The sequence below is a fragment of the Meiothermus sp. genome, from assembly GCF_025056915.1.
GTDB lineage: Bacteria > Deinococcota > Deinococci > Deinococcales > Thermaceae > Meiothermus.
Genome location: NZ_JANWVH010000022.1, coordinates 16,071 through 36,735 on the forward strand (window position 1 = coordinate 16,071; position 20,665 = coordinate 36,735).

The following is a 20,665-nucleotide window of genomic DNA, read 5'->3' on the forward strand; positions in this document are numbered from 1 at the left end:
ATCCCCATTAGGGCTACAGCACAAGGTTTAGGTGGGAGCACGGTTCCTGCACCCGCCGCAGGGGCCAGGAGGGCTAAAATGGCCCGCTCCAGATTCGGCAATCCTCCGCTTTACGGCGGCCCCGTGGTGTGTGTGTACCGATGTCCAGGTGAAAAACCTTAGTTTGGAGGCTTGACAACGAAAAAATCTGCCATTAGACTTACGCCCAACACAAAGTTAAACAAACGACTGTTTGTTTGTTTTTAGGGGAGGCTGGGTGAAGGAAACCGTCGCGGTGCTGGGTGCAGGAACAATGGGCCGGGGGATTGCCCAGGTAGCGGCCATGGCTGGGCACACGGTCTGGCTCTACGACCCCTATCCGGCTGCGCTCGAGAAATCCCTTGGCGAGATTCGGGCCGACCTGCAAAAAATGGTCGAGAAAGGGCGTTGGCAGAACCCGGTCGAAGAGCTGCTGGGTCGAATCCAAACCACCCAGGCCCTGGAGGACTGCGCCAGGGCCGACCTGGTCATCGAGGCGGCCCCGGAGAAGCTCGAGCTCAAACAAGAACTGCTCGGCAAGCTGAGCGAGCTGAACCCCCAGAACATTCTGGCCACCAATACCTCCACCTTTTCTGTCACCGCCATCGCGGCCAAGGTCAAACACCCGGAGCGCGTGCTGGGGCTGCACTTTTTCAACCCTGCCCAGCGCATGAGGCTGGTGGAGGTGGTAGGGGGTCTGGAGACGGCTCCGGCTCTGCTCGAGCGAATGCTGCACTGGATGCAGGCCTGGGGCAAGGAACCGGTGAAGGTGGTGGATGCCCCTGGGTTTCTGGTGAACCGGGTGGCCCGCCCCTTCTACGGCGAGGCCCTCCGGCTTTACGGGGAGGGCACCCCCAAGGAGCACATTGACTGGATTATGCGGGGCCTGGGCTTCCCCATGGGGCCTTTTGAACTGATGGACCTGATCGGGCTGGATGTCAACTACGCCGCCTCGAGCTCGGTTTATCAGAGCTTTTACGGGGAACCCCGCTACCGGCCCCATCCCCTGCAATACCAGCGGGTGGCCGCCGGGATGCTGGGGCGCAAGACCGGCCAGGGCTGGTACCGCTACCCGCCGGGGCCACCCCCTCTGCCCGACCCACCGCCCACCCAAGCCCAGGAGCTTCCCCTTCCCATCATCATTGGCCCCAACCCGCTCGCCAAAGAACTCCGCGCCCGCTTCCGGCACACCGAAAACGTCGCCGAGGCCCGCTTCGTGCTGGACTGCCGGGTAATGCTGGAGCGCAAGCACGACTTTTTCGAGAACCTGCCGGTGGTCTCGCTGGTCTGGGGGCACTCCGCCAGCTCGGTGCAGGGTGAATTCCGGGGCCGGGCCGTGGCCGGGTTCAGCCTGGTTCCGCCCATCGGCGAGAAGGCCATCGTCGAGCTGTTTGCGCCTTTGAGCGGGGTGAACGAGGCCCTAAAGCTGGCCCAGTCATACTTTACCGCTCACGGGCACACCACCCTGCTGCTGCCCGACCAGCCCGGTGGGGTGGGGTTTCGCATCCTGGCCCTGCTCATCAACGAGGCCGTTTCGGCTTTGGCCGAAGGCGTGGCCGGCCCGGACGACCTGAACCGGGCCATGCGCCTGGGCACCGGCTACCCGCTGGGGCCGCTGGAGTGGGCCGAGCGCATCTGGCTCAAACCCGTTTTGCGCGCGCTGGAAGGCCTGCACGCCGAGCTGGGCGAGGATCGCTACCGCCCCCACCCCCTGCTGCGCCGGATGGTGGCCGCCGGGCTTGAAACTTTTGGGGATCTATCCAGGGCTTTTACCCTGGGAGATTTGCAAACCCGCACTGTAAAGGAGGCAACATGAAGCGAGCTTTGATCGGACTTCTGGCCCTAGGACTGGGGCTGGGCCTGGCCCAGCAGGCCCCGCTCAAGATTGGCGTGGTGGTCTCGGCCACCGGCCCCGCCGCCAGCCTGGGCATCCCCGAGCGCAACACCCTGGTGCTCCTGGAGGAGCAGGTCAACCGCCGCGGCGGGGTGGCCGGTCGCCCGGTACAGTTCATCGTCATTGACGATGCCTCGGACACCACCCAGGCCGTCCGGGCCACCCGGCGCCTGATTCAGGAAGACCAGGTGCTGGCCATCATCGGCACCACCACCACGCCGGCCAGCCTGGGCATGATTGACCCGGTGGCCGAGGCCGGGGTACCCAAAATCTCCATGGCCGCCAACCTGGAAATTGTGTTCCCGGTGGACGAGAAGCGGCGCTGGGTGTTCAAAACCCCGCAAACCGAGCAGCAGATGAGCATCCCCATCGTGCGGGATATGCAGGCTTCCAACGTGCGCACGGTGGCTTATATCGGCTTCAACGACGCCTACGGGGAGGGCTGGGCCCGCGCCTTCGAGGCCGCCGCCCGCGAGGCGGGTATCCAGGTGGTGGCCTCGGAGCGCTTCGCCCGTACCGATACCTCGGTGGCCGGGCAGGTGCTGCGCATTCTGGCCCGCAACCCCGATGCCGTCTTGATTGGGGGTTCGGGTACGGCTCCCGTGCTGCCCCAGCGCACCCTGCGCGAGCGCGGCTATCGGGGCCTGATTTACCAGACCCACGGCGTGGCCAACCCCGACTTCCTGCGGGTGGGGGGCGAGGTGGTGGTGGGCACCCGCCTGCCGGCAGGCCCGGTGCTGGTCTTCGACCAGCTGCCGCCCGACTTCCCCAACCGCCAGGTGGCCACCAGCTATGTGCAGCAGTACGAGTCTCGTTTTGGCATCGGGAGCTACTCCACCTTTGGCGGTCACGCTTTTGATGCCTGGGCCATCCTGCGCCCGGCCCTCGAGCGGGCCCTGCGCCGCGAGCAGACCACCAACCTGGCCGCTTTCCGCCGGGTTCTGCGGGACGAGCTCGAGGCCACCCGCAATGTGGTCGGCACCCACGGCATCTTCAACATGTCGCCCACCGACCACCTGGGCCTGCGCTTCAACGAGGCCGCCGTCATGGTGGAAATCGTGCGCGACGCCAATGGCAAACTCGACTGGAAACTGCTGCGGACGTTCCGGTAGGAGGCTCCTGGGCTTTAGCCAATAGCTGATAGCAGTGCACCCAGGCTATCGGCTATTGGCTAAAAGCCATCCGCATCTGTTATGGATTGGACCATCGTTTCTTTTCTGACTGCCGACGCCCTGCAAAACGGCACCATCTATGCTTTGCTGGCCCTTTCGCTGGTGCTGGTGTTTGCGGTCACGCGGGTCATTCTGGTTCCGCTGGGCGAATTCCTGGTTTTTGCCCCCCTCACCTATGTGTGGTTTTTGCCCGCCGAGGTCAGCGGGCTGAACCTTCAGGGCCAGATGCCGGGCACCGCCTGGCTGGCCGCGGCCATGCTCGTGTGGTGGGCAATTTTAGACCGATCAAATCGAAGACGCGCAGGTTTGCTGCTGCTGGCTGCGCTGGGGGTTCTGGGCATCGCCTGGTGGGGCGCCCAGGGGGTGCCGATGTGGCTGGGCTGGATTTTTGCCATCCTGGTCGTGCTGCCCATCGGGCCTGCTTCCTACCGACTCTTTTTTGAGCCGGCCAAGAATGCGAGCGTGCTGACCTACCTGATCATTGCGGTAGGCCTGCACTTCGCGTTCATGGGCTTGGGGCTGGTGTTTTTTGGCCCTGAGCAGTTCCGCCTGCCAGCCATCTGGCCCGGACAAACCCCCATCGGGCTGGTGCCGGTCAACAATCAGGCTTTCCTGGTGTACGGTTTTGCGCTCCTGGCCATGCTGGGGCTGTACCTCTTTTTTACCCGCAGCATCTTCGGCAAGGCCCTTCGGGCCTGTGCCGTCAACCGGTACGGAGCCCGTCTTCTGGGCATCAGCCCCAGCCAGGCGGGGTATGTGTCTTTTGGCATCGCCACGCTCATTGTCTGCGTAAGCGGGATGCTGCTCTCACCGCTCATCTCCCCGGCCTACTTTCAGGGCTTTTTGCTGGGGCTCAAGGGCTTTGTGGCCGGGATTCTGGGCGGCCTGATTAGCTACCCCCTGGCGGTGGTGGGCGCCCTGCTGGTCGGGGCGATGGAGTCGTGGGCCTCGTTCCAGGCCAGCGCCTACAAGGATGCCATCGTCTTCGCCTTGCTGCTGCCCATCCTCTTCTGGCGCAGCCTGCGCAGCCACGAAATTGGGGAGGAGGAGTGATGCGCCGCGCGCTTGTCCGCAGAAATACCCTGGTCGCCCCGGTCACTGGAGGTATTGAATGAGACCCTCTCCCTTGACACTGGCCGCCGTGGCGCTGCTCCTGGGGGTGCCCTTGTTGTTGCCGGCCTCTTCGTTTTATCTGAGCATCGGCAATTACATCGCTTTTGGGGCGCTGGTGGCCCTGGGGCTTTACTTGCTGACCGGGCTTTCCGGCATGACCAGTTTCGGCCAGGCCGCCTTCATGGGCCTGGCGGCATACACCACCGCCCTTTTGACCATCGGGCAGGGTTGGAACCCCTGGCTCACGCTACCCCTGGGGGTGTTGATTGCGGTGGGCGGGGCCGTGGTTCTGGGGGGGATTACGGTTCGCCTGAAGGGCCACTACCTGCCCCTCTCCACCATCGCCTGGTGTATGGCGCTGTTTATCCTGATGGGCAGCTGGATCAGCCTGACCGGGGGCCACACCGGCCTGCGCGGGGTTCCGCCGGTTTCAATTTTTGGCTGGACGCTCGGCGACTCGAGAAGCTACTTCTACCTGGCCTGGTTCTTTGTGTTGCTGGGGGCCTGGACCGCCTGGAACCTGACCAACAGCCGCATCGGGCGGGCCATGCGGGCTTCCAAGGGAGACGCCATCGCAGCAGCCAGCTTTGGGGTCAACCCGGCGGTCTTGAAGCTCCAGGTCTTCGTGCTCTCGGCCATCTACGCCGGGGTGGCAGGCTGGCTGTATGTGCACTACCAGAAGTTCATCAGCCCCACCCCCTTCAGCCTCGACGCCTCCATCAAGTACCTGATTGCCGCCGTAGCGGGTGGGGTGGGCAGCATACCGGGGGTGATTCTGGGCTCGGGGCTGGTGACGGGCCTCGAGGAAATCCTCAAAGGGCTTTTACCGCGCATCTTTGGCCGCACCGGAAACTACGAGATAATCGCCTACGGCCTGATTCTGGTGACCATCCTGATGTTTGCGCCCAAGGGCCTGTGGCCCTTCATCGAGCGCTACCTGCCCAAGGCTAAAGCGCAAAACCCCACCGGCCCGGGGCTGCCAGCCCGCCTGGCCGCCGGGCCAGCGGGGGAGGTGGTGCTCGAGGTGCACAACCTGACCAAGCAGTTTGGCGGCCTGCTGGCGGTGAACAGCATGAGCTTCCAGCTTCGTCGGGGCGAGATTCTGGCCCTGATTGGCCCCAACGGGGCCGGCAAGTCTACCTGCTTCAACATGATTACCTCGGTCTTCCCGCCCACTCGAGGCGAGGTGCGCTTCAAGGGGCAGGTCGTTTCGGGGCGGATGCCCTACGAGGTTCATCGGCTGGGTATTGCCCGCACCTTCCAGCACCCCCACCTCTTTCCTGAGATGACCGTGCTGGAAAACGCCGCCCTGGGCACCTATGCCCGCACCCGGCGGGGCCTGGTGGCCTCCATGTTCGGGCTGGCCCAGGCCGAGGAGCAAGCCGCTCTGGCCGAAGCCTACCGGGCCCTCGAGCGGGTGGGTCTGGCCCAGATTGCCCATCAAAAAGCCGATGGCCTGGCCATCGGGCAACTGCGCCTGCTGGAAATTGCCCGCGCTCTGGCCTCGGGGCCGGAGGTGCTGCTGTTGGATGAACCGGCTGCTGGGCTGCGGGCCGGGGAAAAACGGCAGTTCGCGGCCCTGATTCGCAAGCTGGTCAACGAAGGGGTCACGGTGCTGCTGGTGGATCACGATATGGATCTGGTGATGGGGCTGGTCGATCGCGTGGTCGTCATGCATTATGGGGAAAAGCTGGCCGAAGGCACCCCCGCCGAGGTGCAGCGCAACCCCAAGGTGATCGAGGCCTACCTGGGGGAGGCGGCGTGAAGGGCGCAGACGGCGGTAAGCCCAGGGCAAAGGAGCAAGGATGAGCGTACTGGAAGTGCAAAACCTTACCGTGCGCTACGGGGCGGTGGAGGCTGTTCGCAACCTGAGCCTTTCGGTGGGCGCAGGCGAGGCCATCACCCTGATTGGCCCCAACGGGGCGGGCAAGAGCAGCACCCTCAAGGGCATTGTGGGCCTGGTGAGCACCAGCGGCACGGTGCGCTACCAGGGGCAAGTCCAAAGCCGTCGCAGCCCCGAGCAACTGGCCTCGCAGGGCCTGGTGATGGTGCCGGAAAAGCGCGAGTTGTTCGCCTCCATGGAGGTGGAGGACAACCTGCTCCTGGGGGCCTTTACCCGATACCAGCGGCGCGAGAAGGGCATCCGGGAAGACCTCGAGCGCGTCTATACGCTTTTTCCTCGCCTGCGCGAGCGCCGCAAGCAGCTGGCGGGCACCATGTCCGGGGGCGAGCAGCAGATGCTGGCCATCGGGCGGGCCCTGATGGCCCGGCCCAAACTGCTGCTGCTCGACGAGCCCAGCCTGGGGCTGGCCCCCCTGATTGTGCAGGAGATTTTTCACATCCTGGCCGAACTCAAAACCCAGGGCGTGCCCATTCTGGTGGTGGAACAGAACGCCCGCATGGCCCTCAAGCTGGCCGATAGGGGGTATGTGCTCGAGGCCGGCGAGCTGGTGATGGAAGGCCGGGGCCAGGAACTGCTCCACGATCCACGGGTCATCGAGAGCTACCTGGGCATCCGCACCAAGACCGAAGCCTGACCATGAGCGCGACCACCGATCCCTACATGCAGTTGCTGGGTCTACAAACCCTGAGCATTGAACCCGGAAAAGCGGTGGTGGCCGCCCGCGTGAAGCCCGAGCACCTCAACATCCACGGCTCGTGCCACGGCGGCTTTTTGTACAGCCTGGCCGATGCCGCCTTCGCGCTGGCCTCCAACGCCCACGGCACCCCGGCGGTGGCGCTCACCACCCAGATGCAGTACTTCAAAGCCGTGAAGAACGGCGATTACCTCGAGGCCCACGCCAGCGAAGAAAACCTGGGCCGCCGCACCGCCACCTACCGCATCGAAATTCAGCGGGAGGGCCAGGTGGTGGCCTTGTTTTTGGGAACCGTCTATCGGATGGAGGCTTCGGCCTAAAATTGTGAGGAGAGGAGATATGGATCGTAGCTATGGAAGAAGCGCTCATTATTGATGCCGTACGCACCCCAGTCGGCAAGCACGGGGGGGTTCTGGCCTCGGTACGGCCCGACGACCTGGGGGCTTTGCCACTCAAAGCACTGCTGGAGCGCACCGGCATCCCCGCCGGCGACGTGGAGGACGTCTATATGGGCTGCGCCAACCAGGCCGGCGAGGACAACCGCAACGTGGCCCGCATGTCGCTGCTCCTGGCGGGCTTCCCCGTGGAAGTGGGGGGCACCACCATCAACCGGCTGTGCGGCAGCGGGCTGGACGCGGTGGCCAACGCCGCCCGGGCCTTGATGCTGGGCGAGGGGCAGGTGTACATCGGGGCGGGCGTGGAGAGCATGAGCCGGGCCCCCTGGGTGATGCCCAAGGCCGAGAAGGGTTTTGCCACCGGCAATGTGACCCTCTACGACACCACCTTAGGCTGGCGGCTGGTCAACCCCCAGATGAAGGCCCTTTACGGCACCGAGGCCATGGGCGAGACCGCCGAAAACCTGGCCGAGCAGTACAAAATACCCCGCGAGGCCCAGGATCGCTTTGCCCTGCACTCCCACCAGAAAGCCCTGAGGGCCCAGGAGCGCGGGGTGCTGCAAAGCCAGATGGTGCCGGTCGAGGTAAAAGACCGCAAGGGCCACGCCACCCTGATTCAGGCCGACGAGGGGCCCCGGGCCGACACCAGCCTCGAGGCCCTGGCCAAGCTCAAGCCGGTTTTCCGGCAGGGGGGCAGCGTGACCGCTGGCAATTCCTCTTCGCTCAACGACGGGGCGGCGGCGGTGCTGCTGGCTTCCCGAGGCTACGCCCACACCCACGGCCTGAAGCCCATGGCCCGGGTTCGGGCCATGGCGGTCGCGGGCGTGGAGCCGCGCATCATGGGCATTGGGCCGGTGCCCGCCACCGAGAAAGCCCTCAAGCGAGCCGGGCTGACCCTGAAGGAGATTGGCCTGATTGAGCTGAACGAGGCCTTTGCCGCGCAGAGCCTGGCCGTGCTGCACGAATGGGGTCTGGACGCCGAGGACGAGCGGCTCAATGTAAACGGCGGGGCCATTGCCATTGGACACCCGCTGGGGGCCTCGGGCGCACGCATCCTGACCCATCTGGTCCACGAGATGCAGCGCCGCAAGGTGCAGTTTGGCCTGGCCACCATGTGCATCGGGGTGGGCCAGGGCATTGCCCTGGTGGTGGAGAGCCTGTAGCCCGGTACGGGCCCAAGCAAGGTGCATTCGAACGGCGGAGGCAGCCATGAACGTCCTCGAGCAGTTCAACCTGAACGGCAAGACCGCCCTCATTACCGGAGGCTCACGGGGCCTGGGGCTGGAGATTGCCCTGGCCTTGCGCCAGGCCGGGGCCCGGGTGGCCCTGCTGGCCAGGCGCGAGCATTTCTTTGAGGAGGCCCTGCGGCTCATCCCGGACGCCTTGACCCTGGTGGGCAACGTGCAGGAGGAGGCGAGCCTCGAGGCCGCCTTGGCCCGCACCGGCCCGGTGGACATCCTGGTTAACGCCGCCGGGGTCACCTGGGGCCAGGACGCTTTGGAAGTGCCGGTGGAAAAAATCCGCGAGGTGCTGGACATCAACGTGACGGGGGCTTTTCTGGCCTCGAGGATTGCCGCCCGCGGCATGAAGGCCCGGGGCTACGGCAAAATCCTCCACGTCGCCTCGGTGGCCGGGCTGGCCGGTAGTCCCAGCGAGGTGCTGGATGCCGCCGCATATTCGGCCTCCAAAGGGGCGCTCATCGCCCTGACCCGCGACTTCGCGGTCAAGTGGGGGCCCTTTGGCATCCGGGTCAACGCCCTGGCGCCGGGCTTCTTCCCCACCCGCATGACCGAGAAACTGCTGGCCCGCACCGAGCCGCTGCTGCGCGAGCGCACCCCGTTGGGGCGCATCGGCAAGCCGGGTGAGCTGGCCGCGGCGGCCCTGTACCTTTGCAGTCCGGCCTCCGACTACGTGACCGGGCAGGTGCTGGCCGTGGATGGGGGGATGACGGCTTTGTGAGGGAGCGCTGCCCGCTCTCTGGAAGCCTGGGCCCCATCCGCGCGGGCGTGATGGAGGTGGGCCTGCGGGCCGACGGCCCCCGGACACGGCGCGACCCCGTCACAACCCTCAAACGCCGGGTCTTCTGCCCTGGCGACCCGGTCAGGCTATAAGAGGTGCCTATGCCCATGTTTCAACCCGAACTCGAGACCCTGCCCCGTCCCAAGCTCACCCTTCTGCAAAGCCAGCGCCTGCGCGAGCAGGTGGCCTACGTGTACGAGCGCGTGCCCTTCTACAAGCAGGCCTTCGACGAACGAGGGCTGAAGCCCAGCGACATTCGGGGTATCGAAGACCTGCCCAAGCTGCCCTTTACCAAAAAGAAAGACCTGCGCGATACCTACCCCTTTGGCCTCTTTGCCGTGCCCCGCCACGAGCTTGCCCGCATCCATGCCTCCTCCGGTACCACCGGCAAGCCCACCGTGGTGGGCTACACCAGAGGCGACCTGGAGATTTTCGCCGAGGTGGTGGCCCGCTCGCTGGCGGCTGCCGGCGGGCGGCCCGGCATGATGTTGCATAACGCTTACGGCTACGGCCTCTTTACGGGCGGGCTGGGCCTGCACGGCGGCGCCGAAAAGCTGGGCATGATTGTGGTGCCCATCTCCGGCGGCATGACCGACCGGCAGATCATGCTCATCCAGGACTTCAAGCCCGAGATGATTTCCTGCACCCCCTCCTATGCCCAGACCCTGGCCGAAGAGTTCAAGAACCGGGGGGTCAGCCCGGAGGAAATTAGCCTCCAGTACGCCATCCTGGGGGCCGAGCCCTGGACCGAGGCCATCCGCCAGAACGTGGATGCAGGGCTGGGGGTCAAGGCCACCAACATCTACGGCCTCTCGGAGATTATCGGCCCCGGCGTGGCCAACGAAGATGTCGGCGAGCGGGAGGGGCTTTCGTACATCTGGGAAGACCACTTCTACCCCGAGGTGGTGGACCCCGAGACCGGCGAACCCCTGCCGGAGGGCGAGATAGGCGTGCTGGTGCTGACCACCCTGACCAAGAAGGCCATGCCCATCCTGCGCTACTGGACGGGCGACCTCACCTACCTGACCCGCGAGCCGGGGGCCTCCGGACGCACCCACGCCCGCATGGCCCAGATTCGGGGCCGCACCGACGATATGCTGATTGTGCGGGGGGTGAACGTCTATCCCACCCAGATTGAGGCCGTGCTCAAGGAGATTCCCGAGGTGGCCCCGCACTACCAGATTGTGCTGACCCGCGAGGGCACCCTCGACGAGGTGGAGCTGAAGCTCGAGGTCTCCGAACCCTTCTTCCGGGAAATCGGTCAGAAGATTCTCTCCGACGAGGTGATCGAGGCCGACCACCGGCTGCACAACCTGCGCGAGAAGGTGGCCAAGAAAATCAAGGACAACGTAGGCGTCTCGGTGCGGGTCTCGCTCATCAACCCCGGCACCGCCCCCCGCAGCGAGGGCGGCAAGCTCAAACGGGTGGCGGACTTGCGTAAAATGGGTTGAGGGCTCGCCCCCACCCACATAAAGCCTATGAAACCCATTCCCCCCGGCTACCAGGCCAGCTTCGAGACGGTCGTCACCGATGAGATGACCGTGGACTTCGAGCACCCCGACGACCCCCAGCTTGGCAAGCTGCACCCGGTCTATGCCACCTACTGGATGGCCAAGCACATGGAGCTGGCGGGCCGCAAGATTATTCTGCCCTTTCTGGAAGAGGGCGACGAGGGCATCGGCTCCAAGGTGAGCGTGGACCACCAGGCCTCGGCCCTGCCGGGCATGAAGGTTCGCATTGTGGCCGAACACCTCCGCACCGAGGGCAACCGCGTGCACGCCAGGTGCACCGCCTGGAACGAGCTGGGCGACCAGATTGGCGAGGGCTACACCGAGCAGGTGATTCTGCCCCGGGCCAGGCTCCTGCGGATTTTCGAGAAGCTCCAGGAACGCTGGCAGGCCCGCCTTGGCCCGCCCCCCGATTGAACCCTATGAAGCGCCTGCCTTTGTTCCCCCTGCCGGAGACCGTGGTTTTTCCAGGGCTGCTCATTCCCCTATATATCTTCGAGGAGCGCTACAAGCAGATGGTGCGCGACCTGCTGGCCCAGAGCGAGGAGCAGCGCCGGTTTGTGATTACCCTGGCCACCGAGGCCGGCATCCGGGAGGTGGGGGGCTATGTGGACCTGCTGGCCGCCTCGGAAAACCCCGATGGAACCTTCAACATTGTGTGCCGGGGGGGCGAGCGCTGCCGGGTGGAAGGGGTGGGGGTATTCGAGAAAAACCTCTACCACACCACCCTGGACCGGCCCTTTCCCCTGGAGCGCTCCGCCCGCAGCGAGGAGATTGTGGCCGCCTGGGATGCCATGGAGGCCTTTAGGGGTTACGTGGCCGGGGTAGCCGACCCGCAGGCGCTGGAAGAGGCCATTGCCAACCTGCCCGACGACCCGCTGTACCAGGCCTCGTTTTTGTGCGTGAACCTTCGGGTTTCGGCCCTGGACCGGCAGGCCTTGCTGGAGGCCCCTTCGCTGGTCGCCCGGCTCGAGCTGGCCCAGACCCTCATGCGCCAGGGCTCGCTCTCGGGCAGCGCCGCCGAGGCCTAACGTTCCAACCCATACAAACTTTTGGCTTAGAAGCAACACACAAGGTGGTCGGGGGTGGGTCTCCATCAAGGGCCCCCTACCCCCGAACTCCGGCTCGCTGTCTGGCCGCTCCAACCGTGTTCAACCAGGTCGGGGCGAGCGCATTAGTTTCACCGCGGGAGGCCGGTTGACGGGAAGCCCGATAAGGCTAGACCACCTGGCGCCGGAGCTGAGCCACCCCCAGGCTCAACAGCAAGAGCGCCCCGGCCAGCAGGGCCAGGTAGGCGGTGGCTTCATCCCTGCGGATGCGCCACTGCATCTGGCGGGTCAGGGTGCGGTAGGCCTCCTTGAGTTTGCCTGCCGAGTCCACGAAGAAATACTGACCATCCCCCACCCGGGCAATCTCTTTCAGCGTTTCCTCGTCGAACTGCGCGGCCAGCGCATACTGCTCGGGCAGGCCCGGCACCGGGCCGTCCGAAGTCCGACCAATGCCGATGGCATGAACCCGAATCTGCAAGCGGGCCGCCTCCCGGGCCGCTTCGACCGGGTCAACCCCGGCCAGGCTGCGGCCATCGGTGAGCAGAATGATGGTCGCCAGGCTCTTGGGGTCGAGGGCCTCGGCGCGTTCGGAGAGGGGCGGCAGGGCCGCTATGCTCTCCAGAATGGCGTCGCCGATGGCCGTGCCCAGGTTCAGATCCAGGAAGTCCACCGCCTCGAGCAGGCGCCCCCGGTCGGTGGTGAGGGGTACCACCAGTTGGGCGTCGCGGGAAAAGGTGACCAGTGCCACCTGCAACCCCTCCGGCAGCTCGCGGATGAAGGTTCGCAGGGCGGCCCTGGCCGCCTCGAAGCGGCTGGGCAGTATATCGGTGGCCTGCATCGAGCGGCTGATGTCCACCGTCAGCACCACCGCCGCGCGGGGATCGGCCTGCAAGACCGGAAGGGTGGGTCGGGCCAGGGCTACAATCGCCGCCACCAGTGCCAGCAAATACAATCCCGCCGGGAGGTGCAGCCCGGATTGGGCTGGCCTCGAGGCCCGCGCCAGCAGGGCCGCGTCCGGATGCAACACCCCCGACTCCGCAGGGGGGCGCAGGCCACGAAGGTAAAGCCAGACCAACCCCGGCACCAGGAGCAGCAAAATAAGCGCCCAGGGCCAGATGAACACCATTCAAACCACCTGCCGCCTCAGGGCCGACCCGCCAAGGCTCAAGCCCAGCAAGAGCGCGGCCAGCAGGCTCAGAATCCCGCTGGCCTCGAGGGTCTGGGGCCGCCAGCCCAGCACCCGGCCCAGCTCGGCGTGGGCATGGCTCAAATCGCGGGCCGAGAAGATAGGGTAGTAACGACCCCCCGTGCGTTCGGCCACTTTTTTGAGCATCTCCTCGTCAAAGTTGTGGCCGTGGGTGCCAACCCCGATGGCATGAACCCGGATGCCCCGCCGCAAGGCCTCATCGGCCATCTTGAGGGGGTCGTTGCCGGATACGTCGTGCCCGTGGGAAAACAGCACAATCACCCCCGGGCTGACCCCCTCGGGCGGGTTTTCGGGCAGGGCCTCGAGGGCCGCTTGCAAGCCGTAGGTGAACGAAAACCCCCCGCCCAGGTCGAGGTGGTCAATGGCCTGGCGAAACTCGTGGCGGTCGGTGGTGGGGGGCAGCAACAGCGTTCCATAGCCGGAGAAGGTGACCACCCCGACCTTGACCTGGGGGGGCAGCTTCTCGACCAGCGCTTTGGCGGCCATCTGGGTCGCGGCCATGCGGTTGGGGGCGATATCGGTCTGGCGCATGGACCAGCCGTTTTCGATGGCCAGGATGACTGCGGCCAGGTTCTCGGGCATCAATAGGCGCAGGGTTGGACGGGCCGTGGCGATCAGGGCCGCCGCCAGGGCCAGAAAAAAGGCCAGGGCGGGCAGGTGTTGCCACAGGGTTCTGGGCGCCTCAGCGCCCAGCCGTCCGGCCCCCGGAAACCAGACATGGCTGCTGGAGGGGCCCTGCCGCAGCCGCCAATACACCACCCCCAAAGCCAGCAGTCCCAGCAGGGCTAGCAGGTTCCAGGGCGCCAAAAAACCCATCGGCCCTCCTACGGAACCCTTCGCTGCCAGCGTAGGCTCAGCCCCGCCGCCACCACCATCAAAAGGGCCGCCACCGCCGAAAGCAGCGCGGAGATTTCGGTTCTGGTGCCCTCCCAGCGGATCACCGTGCCCAGCTCTTTGACAATCGCCCGCAGCGCCTCCTCGGTGGGTGGAAAGGTGTGCTTGCCGCCCGTGGCCTGGGCCAGTTGCTCGAGGTTTCGGGGCTCAAAGGGAATGTAGTAGTTGCGCCCTTCAATCTGGGCCACCGTACCGCCGGGCTGCCCCATCGGAAAGGTGTAAAGCCGGACGTTGTGCTCCTTGGCAAAACGGGCCGCGATCTCGAGGCTGCTGCGGGTGGGCAGTCCAGGGTTGTTGCTCACGTTGGAGGCCCCATCCGACAGAATGACCACGCTCCCCGGCGGCAGGTTTTTGGGGGAGGGGGTAGCTTGCGGGGTTGGTAAATCGGGCACGCCCTGCAGGGGGTCGGGCTGCCCCAGGCCGGGGGGCTGTAGCTCGGCAGGGGGCCTGAGCTGCCTGCGCCCGGGCAACATCCGCACCCCGGTCACGATGGCGTTCTCGATGGAGGTGTTCTGGGCCGGCTTGAGCCGCTCGATGGCCTCCAACAGCTTCTGCCGGTCGGTGGTGGGCATCACCAGGGCCGAAGCCGAGTCGGAAAAGCTGACCAGCCCAATCTGGGTGGTGGGGGGCGATAGCTCAATAAACTTGCGGGCGGTGGCCTTGGCCGCTTCCAGGCGGCTGGGGTTTAGATCGGTGGCCAGCATGGAGCGCGAGGTGTCCACGGCCAGCACCACCGCGGCCTTGTTGGTGGGCAGGGGCGGGCTGGCCACCGGACGGGCTGCTGCAAACAGCAAAAGAAACAGCGCCAGCAGTTGCAGGGCCAGGGGCCAGCGTACGTGGGCACTGGGCGGCTGGCGCACCACCGCAGGCAGCAGGTGGGCCTCGGCAAAGGCCAGGGCGGTACGTTCCCGTCGCCGATGGACCCAGACCAAAAAAGCCCCCAACAGCGGTATCAACAGCAACAGCCACAGGAAAGCAGGCCAGGTAAAGCTCATCTTCGCCCCCTTCTCCGCAAGGTGAATTTCAGCAGAGGTTCCACAATTTCCTGTGCAGTGGACAGCGAGAGCACATCTACCTGGGCAGCCCGCAGGGTGCGCTCGAGCGCCGCCTCGCGGGCCTGCACCAGCGCCGCGTGGGCGCGGCGCACCCTGGGGTCGCCGGTATCAATCCAGAACTCCTCCCCGCTCTCCGGGTCGCGCATCCGCAGCTCGCCCGCTCTGGGCAGCTCTTTTTCGGCGGGGTCGAAGATGCGTACCGCCACCACATCGTGCCGGTAGGCCAGCCGGCGCAGCCCCTGCGCCCAGGAGGGCTCCTCCGGGTTGGGGCTCAAAAAGTCGGACACCACAAACAAAAGGGTGCGGCGCTTGAGGGTTCGGGCGGCGTACTCGAGGGCCTGTTCCAAAGAGCCGGAAAGCGGCGCAGAGGGTTGGGCCCTGTCCGCCTTGCTTGGCCCCAGCAAGCCATCCAGCTCGTGCAGGATTCGCAGGGCCTGCCGTCGGCCTGTGCCCGGAGGAATCACCCGCATGCCCGCTTCAGAAAAGCCAATGGCCCCCACCTTATCCCCGTGGCGCCCCACGATGGCTGCTGCGGTGCCCACAAACTCCAGCGCCTCTTCCTGCTTCAACACCCGCCGGGTGCCAAAGCGCATCGAGGCCGACAAATCCACCACCAGCCAGACCGTCACCTCCTTCTCTTCGCGGTACTGGCGGATGTGAATTTTGCCGGTGCGGGCGGTTACGTTCCAGTCAATGCGCCGCACCTCGTCGCCCGGCTGGTACTCCCGCACCTCGGCCAAATCCAGGCTGGGGCCGTAAAAAAAGCCGGTGTAATCGCCAAACAAAAAACCGTCCAGCCGTTTCAAGACCCTGAACTCGAGCTTCCGCAATAGCTCCACCGGCAGCTCGCGCTGGCCGGGCCGAACCTCTTTGGGCTCCGGCGCCAGGGTGATTTCAATTTTGTTTTTGCGGGCTCGTCGAAACAGCATAGGCCCCCCTCAGGCCGAAGGATTTTCCGAGACCGCCCCGCGGGTATCGCGGTAGGGGTCGCCAATGTGCACCTTGGGCAGGGGCGTGGCCGCAATAATCTTCTGCACCAGATCCTCGAGCTTCACCTCGTCGGCCAGCGCCTCGTAGGACAGGATGACCCGGTGGCGCAAGACCTCGGGGGCCAGGTCGCGCACATCCTCGGGCAGGACGTACTCGCGGCCCCGCACGATGGCCAGGGCCTTGGCGCCCAGAATCAGGTTCACGCTGGCGCGGGGGCTTCCGCCAAAGCTGATGTACTTCTTGAGGCTCGAGAGGCCCACCTCGCCCGGGTCGCGGGTGGCGCGGGTCAGCCGCACCGCGTACTCGGTTACGGCCTGGTGGACGTGAACCTGGTCGGCCATGGCTTGCAAGGCCCGCAGGTCGTCGCCGGTGAGCACCTCGGCCACCCGCTCGAACTTGCCGGACACCCGGTCAACCACGGTCATCTCCTCGTAGAAGGCAGGGTAGTCAATCCAGACCTTGAACATGAAGCGGTCCACCTGGGCCTCGGGCAGGAAGTAGGTGCCCTCCGACTCGATGGGGTTCTGGGTTGCCAGCACCAGAAAGGGGTCGGGCAGCTTGAAGGTCTCGTGGCCGATGGTGACCTGGCGTTCCTGCATGGCCTCGAGCAGGGCCGATTGAATCTTGGCGGGAGCCCGGTTGATTTCGTCGGCCAGAATCAGGTTGGCGAAAATGGGGCCCAACTCCACCTCGAAGCTGGCCTCCTTGGGGTTGTAGATGCGCGTCCCCACCAGGTCGGCAGGCACCAGATCGGGGGTGAACTGGATGCGCTTGAAGCTGGCCCCGATGGCCTCGGCCATGGTCTTGATGGCCAGGGTTTTGGCCAGCCCCGGCACCCCCTCAATCAGGATGTGGCCCCGCGCCAGAAGCGCCACCACCATGCGCTCGAGCATCAAATCCTGTCCGACAATGACCTTCTTGACCTCCAGCAACAGCGTGCGCAACCTGGCGGCGGCATCCATTACGGCCTGGGGCTCGAGGGCGGGTTTGGCGGCTTCACTCATAAGAACCTCTGCTGGTCACTAAAACCTGCTTTGCTGCGCAAGACCAAGACGAAAGCTCAAATAGACTGATCCGGATTGGCCTCCGGGGGCGTTGGTGCCGGAGAGGGTGTGGGCGACGAAGGCGGGCCCGGTAGGGAAGGTGTGCCCGGCTCGAGCGGGATGAGTTCGGGAGAGCCGCCCGGCAGGCCCGGCCCGGGCTGCAAGCCCCCCGGCCCCGGCATCTGAGGCCCGGGCAGGTCGAAGCGGTACAGCTGGCCATCCTGATAAATCAGGATGGGGCACTCCTCCTGCCCCTGTCCCGGCTGCGGCTGGCCTGGCCCCTGCCCCGGCCCCGGCTGAAGCGGGATTAACTCGCGGGGGTCGGGCGCCGGCAGAAGCTGCTGCCGGTCAAACTGAACCGGTTGCAGCCTGACCCCCTGCCGGGCCTCGAGGGAACCACCTGGCCCTGGTTGGGCCGACAGCCGACCGGCCACAAACCCCATGCCCAGCAAAGCCATCGTGACCAAACCCAACCGCAGGGGTTTGAGTAGCCGACCCATGCTGACCTGCGCCATGCTTTACTTTATGATGCAATACTGGGTTCAATCTGAGAATGCTCTACGTTTGCGTCGCCGAACTTCTCATTCAAGCCTCGAGGCCCGCAGCGGGTGCGCCTGGGATAAACAGGCCGCAAGGCACCTACAGATTGACCTTCCAGACCTGCCCTGCAAATGTGGGGTTTAGAGCGCATCAGGTATGGCCCGCCCTGGCGAGCAGGGCCAACCCCGGCGGGTATCTTGTCAGCCCAACAGCCACCCCTACTTGATCTCCACCCCCGACCACTTCTCCAGCAGTTGCGCCACCGCCGTGTGGTCTACCTCGGCGGAGCCCACTTCGCGCCGGGCAATCTCGAAGAACTCCCGTACCTGCCGGAGCATGGGGGCCGGCGTTCCGGCGGCCTCGAGTACCTTCACACAAATCCCCATATCCTTGGCCAGCAAGCCCAGGGCGAAGGTGTTGGGAAACTGGCGTGAAATGACCCGCTGACCAAATAAATTCTCGCTCACGTTGGAGCGCCCCGAGGAGGCGTTGATCACCTCCAGGGCGAGCTTCGCCTCCACCCCCTGCTTGACCAGGGCCACCATGCCCTCGCTCAAGGCCCACAGGTTCACCGCCAGCAGGGCGTTGTTGACGGCCTTTACCGCGTGGCCCGACCCCAGCGGCCCCACGTGCACAATCTTGGCGGCGTAGGCCTCCATCACCGGCCTGGCCCTGGCAAAATCCTCCGCCGAGCCCCCGGCCATGACGGTGGCCCTGGCCTGAACCGCACCCGCCACGCCCCCCGACAGGCAGGCATCGAGATACGAGACCCCTTTCTCCTGAAGCATCCGGGCCGTCTTCTGGGCCAGCTCCGGCTCACCCGAGGTGTGGTCTACCCAGAGCGTTCCGGGGCGCAGGTGGGGCAGAAGCTGCCGGGCGAGTTCGTCAACCTCGAGGGAAGTGGGCAGGCAGGTCAGGATAATATCGGCCTGGGCCACCTCGGGTAGCTCCACGGCCCTCGAGCCGAACTCTTTCGCGTGGGCTTCGGCCTTGGCAAAGGTACGGTTCCAGACCAGGGTTTCGTACTTTCTGGCCAGATGCCCCGCCATTGGGTATCCCATGGCCCCAAGCCCGATAAACGCTGTCTTCAAGGCTCCCTTTTGCATGGTTTCAATCATAAACTGACCGCGCTGCTTTGCTACACGGCGCTGAAAATGATAGCGCTCGCCTGGGATACACATTACATGCCGTGTTAAAACTGCCTGCGTTACACAATCAGATCCATAACGACACGGTTTTTTATCCACCCTGCACACGTGTCATCAAGATAACGGCCCGGTTCACAGAAATAACCTCCGTAAAGGACAAAAGTACGCCTATGCTGAGGCTAACCTCGCCTTGGGAGACGGGTGCTTACTCGCAGTACCGAGGTTATCTTTTACCGTTTCTCACAAAGGTCTGGGCACAGCCAGGAGGACAGCACGTATGAAGATACCTTTTTTCAAAGCGGGCGGGCTTGGAGTGGCTTTGGCTATGCTGATTACCGGATGTCCACAGTCCACACCCCAACCCCCTGCCACGCTCGAGCCTCCGCGCAACGTGCTGGCCTACGCGGTCTCCCCTACGCATGTGAAGCTCACCTGGAAAGCACCCGACGGCCTTACCAACCCCAGCTTCGAAATCGAGCGCAGGGAGGGTGGCCAGGGCTACCAGTCGCTGGCCAGTGGCCTGAGCAGCAGCAACCACGACGACACCCAGATCGTGAGTGGAGGCAAAACCTTCACCTACCGTATTCGCACGCGCACCGCCAACGGCCAGAGCGCCTGGGTCGAGTCCAACCCTGTGCCGGTGCCGGCCCGCTGCCAGAGCAACCCTGCCGACGCGCCCACCATTGGCTGTTTTGGGCCGGTGGTGCCCAACTGGCCGGTGGTGGCCACCTACGTGGCCTTGCTGCCCAACGGCAAGGTTATTGCCTGGTACGCCTCCGACGACATTGGACGCTACCGTGAACTCACCAGCGACCACCAGCGGGACCGCCGCAACGACCCTCCGGCCCAGGAAGACGGCACCATGGCGGTGCTCTGGAACCCCGACAGCAATACCTTTGAAGACATAAGCTTTGGCAACGGCAGCCAGCAGAATGGCCGCACCGTCAGCGGCCAGCCCAAAGGCACCGACCTGTTCTGCGCCGGCTTCACCGTCCTTACCGATGGCCGCTTCTTCACCGCCGGAGGCAACCGGGGCCTGGAGTGGGGCAGCCTGCGCACCAACCTGTTCGATCCCAGAACCAATACCTGGAACCTGGGGCCCGGGCCCATGACGCCCGATATGTGGCGTGACCGCTGGTACCCCACCCTCACCAAGCTACCGAACGGCGAGGTGATGATTACCGGCGGCACCGCCGAGCCCGACCCCGCGTTTGAGGAGGGCTCTTCCAGCAACCCCAACAACCCCTGCCGCACACCTTCCGGTATCTGTCCAGAAGGGCTGGCCCTGGGCAAAAGCTTCAGTTCCATCGCCAATGGCCCCGGTCTCTCGACCGGAATCAAGACGCAAAACGCCAGGGGTACCGCCTTCAACAACGCCTTCGAAATCTACAGCCCCGACAGCGGCAGCTTGCGAATGCTCGAGGCCACCGCCGCCGATGTACAGTCCTTTGAGCACTACTACCCCTGGTGGCACATCGCCCCCAACGGCCTGGCCTTCCTCTCGGGGGCGGGTAAGCAAAAAGGCTTGCTGGACTGGCAACAGGGCCAGTGGAAGGGCATCTGGGAGTCCACCAACCACGGCATCCCCTACGATGCCCACCGGGTTTATGGCACCTCGGTCATGTATGAGCCCGGCAAGATCCTGGTGATTGGCGGGGGATACGCCGCCGATACCTACCCCAACGGCGAGTTGGTTATCTTTGCCCTCAACAACACGCGCAACGGCAAGACCAGCCTGCACCTCGAGCTTGGGCAAAGCTCAACCACCCCCCCCGTGATGAAACAAGGGCCCAACATGCAGTACAGCCGCACCCATCTCAATGCCACATTGCTGGCCGATGGCAAGGTTTTTGTGAACGGCGGGCAGCAGGACGGCGGCGAGAACCCTCCCGCTAAACCCCCCCCCCCCAAGAACCCCCCCCAGGGGCGGGAAAGGTGGCCCAAAAACCGCAACCCCCCAAACGGGGTAAAAAAAAAATTATACCAGTATAAAAACCAAAAAATGAAGCCCCGCCCCGAAAAA

The 20,665-nt window shown here is 65.0% G+C and carries 19 protein-coding genes and 1 pseudogene; 13 read left to right on the forward strand and 7 right to left on the reverse strand.

What is annotated here, in order from left to right; translation table 11 throughout:
* Window positions 1-256 precede the first annotated feature (256 nt).
* The 12 genes from NZN28_RS05450 (at window position 257) to NZN28_RS05505 (ending at window position 11,747) form a co-directional block, all read left to right on the forward strand.
* Window positions 257-1,834 (forward strand): 3-hydroxyacyl-CoA dehydrogenase NAD-binding domain-containing protein, encoded by a 1,578-nt coding sequence (locus tag NZN28_RS05450; RefSeq protein ID WP_295395892.1) that lies wholly within the window; start codon window positions 257-259, stop codon window positions 1,832-1,834.
* A complete protein-coding gene (locus tag NZN28_RS05455; protein WP_295395894.1) occupies window positions 1,831-3,024 on the forward strand; it encodes an ABC transporter substrate-binding protein in 1,194 nt (397 codons plus the stop codon). Before NZN28_RS05450 ends, NZN28_RS05455 begins: the two co-directional genes overlap by 4 nt.
* An 81-nt stretch (window positions 3,025-3,105) precedes the next feature.
* Window positions 3,106-4,137 (forward strand): branched-chain amino acid ABC transporter permease, encoded by a 1,032-nt coding sequence (locus tag NZN28_RS05460; RefSeq protein ID WP_295395896.1) that lies wholly within the window; start codon window positions 3,106-3,108, stop codon window positions 4,135-4,137.
* A gap of 58 nt (window positions 4,138-4,195) precedes the next feature.
* Window positions 4,196-5,962, forward strand: a complete 1,767-nt coding sequence (locus NZN28_RS05465; RefSeq protein WP_295395897.1) for a branched-chain amino acid ABC transporter ATP-binding protein/permease — start codon at window positions 4,196-4,198, stop codon at window positions 5,960-5,962.
* A 40-nt stretch (window positions 5,963-6,002) separates the two neighbouring features.
* Window positions 6,003-6,734 carry an ABC transporter ATP-binding protein gene (locus tag NZN28_RS05470; RefSeq protein WP_295395899.1) on the forward strand — a complete coding sequence of 244 codons (732 nt, stop codon included), beginning with the start codon at window positions 6,003-6,005 and terminating at the stop codon, window positions 6,732-6,734.
* 2 nt (window positions 6,735-6,736) lie between these two features.
* Entirely contained in the window at window positions 6,737-7,114 is a 378-nt protein-coding gene (gene paaI, locus NZN28_RS05475; protein ID WP_295395901.1) for a hydroxyphenylacetyl-CoA thioesterase PaaI, read from the forward strand.
* 32 nt (window positions 7,115-7,146) lie between these two features.
* The gene (locus NZN28_RS05480; RefSeq protein WP_295395902.1) at window positions 7,147-8,352 is read left to right on the forward strand and encodes an acetyl-CoA C-acyltransferase; all 1,206 of its coding nucleotides are present in this window, start codon (window positions 7,147-7,149) and stop codon (window positions 8,350-8,352) included.
* A gap of 46 nt (window positions 8,353-8,398) precedes the next feature.
* Complete coding sequence (locus tag NZN28_RS05485; protein WP_295395904.1) at window positions 8,399-9,148, forward strand: SDR family oxidoreductase; 750 nt, start codon at window positions 8,399-8,401, stop codon at window positions 9,146-9,148.
* Window positions 9,145-9,300, forward strand: a complete 156-nt coding sequence (locus tag NZN28_RS05490) for a hypothetical protein (RefSeq protein WP_295395906.1) — start codon at window positions 9,145-9,147, stop codon at window positions 9,298-9,300. Before NZN28_RS05485 ends, NZN28_RS05490 begins: the two co-directional genes overlap by 4 nt.
* Before the next feature lie 15 nt (window positions 9,301-9,315).
* The gene (locus tag NZN28_RS05495) at window positions 9,316-10,659 is read left to right on the forward strand and encodes a phenylacetate--CoA ligase (protein WP_295395924.1); all 1,344 of its coding nucleotides are present in this window, start codon (window positions 9,316-9,318) and stop codon (window positions 10,657-10,659) included.
* A 27-nt stretch (window positions 10,660-10,686) separates the two neighbouring features.
* Window positions 10,687-11,133, forward strand: coding sequence for a thioesterase family protein (locus NZN28_RS05500; protein WP_295395908.1), 447 nt, complete (start codon window positions 10,687-10,689; stop codon window positions 11,131-11,133).
* A 5-nt stretch (window positions 11,134-11,138) separates the two neighbouring features.
* Window positions 11,139-11,747 carry an LON peptidase substrate-binding domain-containing protein gene (locus NZN28_RS05505; RefSeq protein WP_295395910.1) on the forward strand — a complete coding sequence of 203 codons (609 nt, stop codon included), beginning with the start codon at window positions 11,139-11,141 and terminating at the stop codon, window positions 11,745-11,747.
* Between the two features lie 187 nt (window positions 11,748-11,934).
* On the opposite strand, the gene NZN28_RS05510 is transcribed toward NZN28_RS05505, so the two are convergent.
* From NZN28_RS05510 to NZN28_RS05540, 7 genes are all read right to left on the reverse strand, one after another.
* On the reverse strand, window positions 11,935-12,891 hold the full coding sequence (locus NZN28_RS05510; RefSeq protein ID WP_295395912.1) for a VWA domain-containing protein: 957 nt from the start codon (window positions 12,889-12,891) through the stop codon (window positions 11,935-11,937).
* Window positions 12,892-13,788 (reverse strand): VWA domain-containing protein, encoded by an 897-nt coding sequence (locus NZN28_RS05515; RefSeq protein ID WP_295395914.1) that lies wholly within the window; start codon window positions 13,786-13,788, stop codon window positions 12,892-12,894.
* An 8-nt stretch (window positions 13,789-13,796) separates the two neighbouring features.
* The gene (locus tag NZN28_RS05520) at window positions 13,797-14,861 is read right to left on the reverse strand and encodes a VWA domain-containing protein (RefSeq protein WP_295395915.1); all 1,065 of its coding nucleotides are present in this window, start codon (window positions 14,859-14,861) and stop codon (window positions 13,797-13,799) included.
* Window positions 14,858-15,850 (reverse strand): DUF58 domain-containing protein, encoded by a 993-nt coding sequence (locus NZN28_RS05525; RefSeq protein WP_295395917.1) that lies wholly within the window; start codon window positions 15,848-15,850, stop codon window positions 14,858-14,860. Before NZN28_RS05525 ends, NZN28_RS05520 begins: the two co-directional genes overlap by 4 nt.
* Before the next feature lie 9 nt (window positions 15,851-15,859).
* A complete protein-coding gene (locus NZN28_RS05530; protein ID WP_295395919.1) occupies window positions 15,860-16,915 on the reverse strand; it encodes a MoxR family ATPase in 1,056 nt (351 codons plus the stop codon).
* Window positions 16,916-16,971: 56 nt separating this feature from the next.
* Window positions 16,972-17,469, reverse strand: a complete 498-nt coding sequence (locus NZN28_RS05535; protein ID WP_295395921.1) for a hypothetical protein — start codon at window positions 17,467-17,469, stop codon at window positions 16,972-16,974.
* Between the two features lie 243 nt (window positions 17,470-17,712).
* On the reverse strand, window positions 17,713-18,600 hold the full coding sequence (locus NZN28_RS05540) for an NAD(P)-dependent oxidoreductase (protein WP_295395922.1): 888 nt from the start codon (window positions 18,598-18,600) through the stop codon (window positions 17,713-17,715).
* Window positions 18,601-18,919: 319 nt separating this feature from the next.
* Here NZN28_RS05540 and NZN28_RS05545 point away from each other — a divergent pair.
* Window positions 18,920-20,665: pseudogene (locus NZN28_RS05545) on the forward strand (hypothetical protein); the annotation flags it as partial.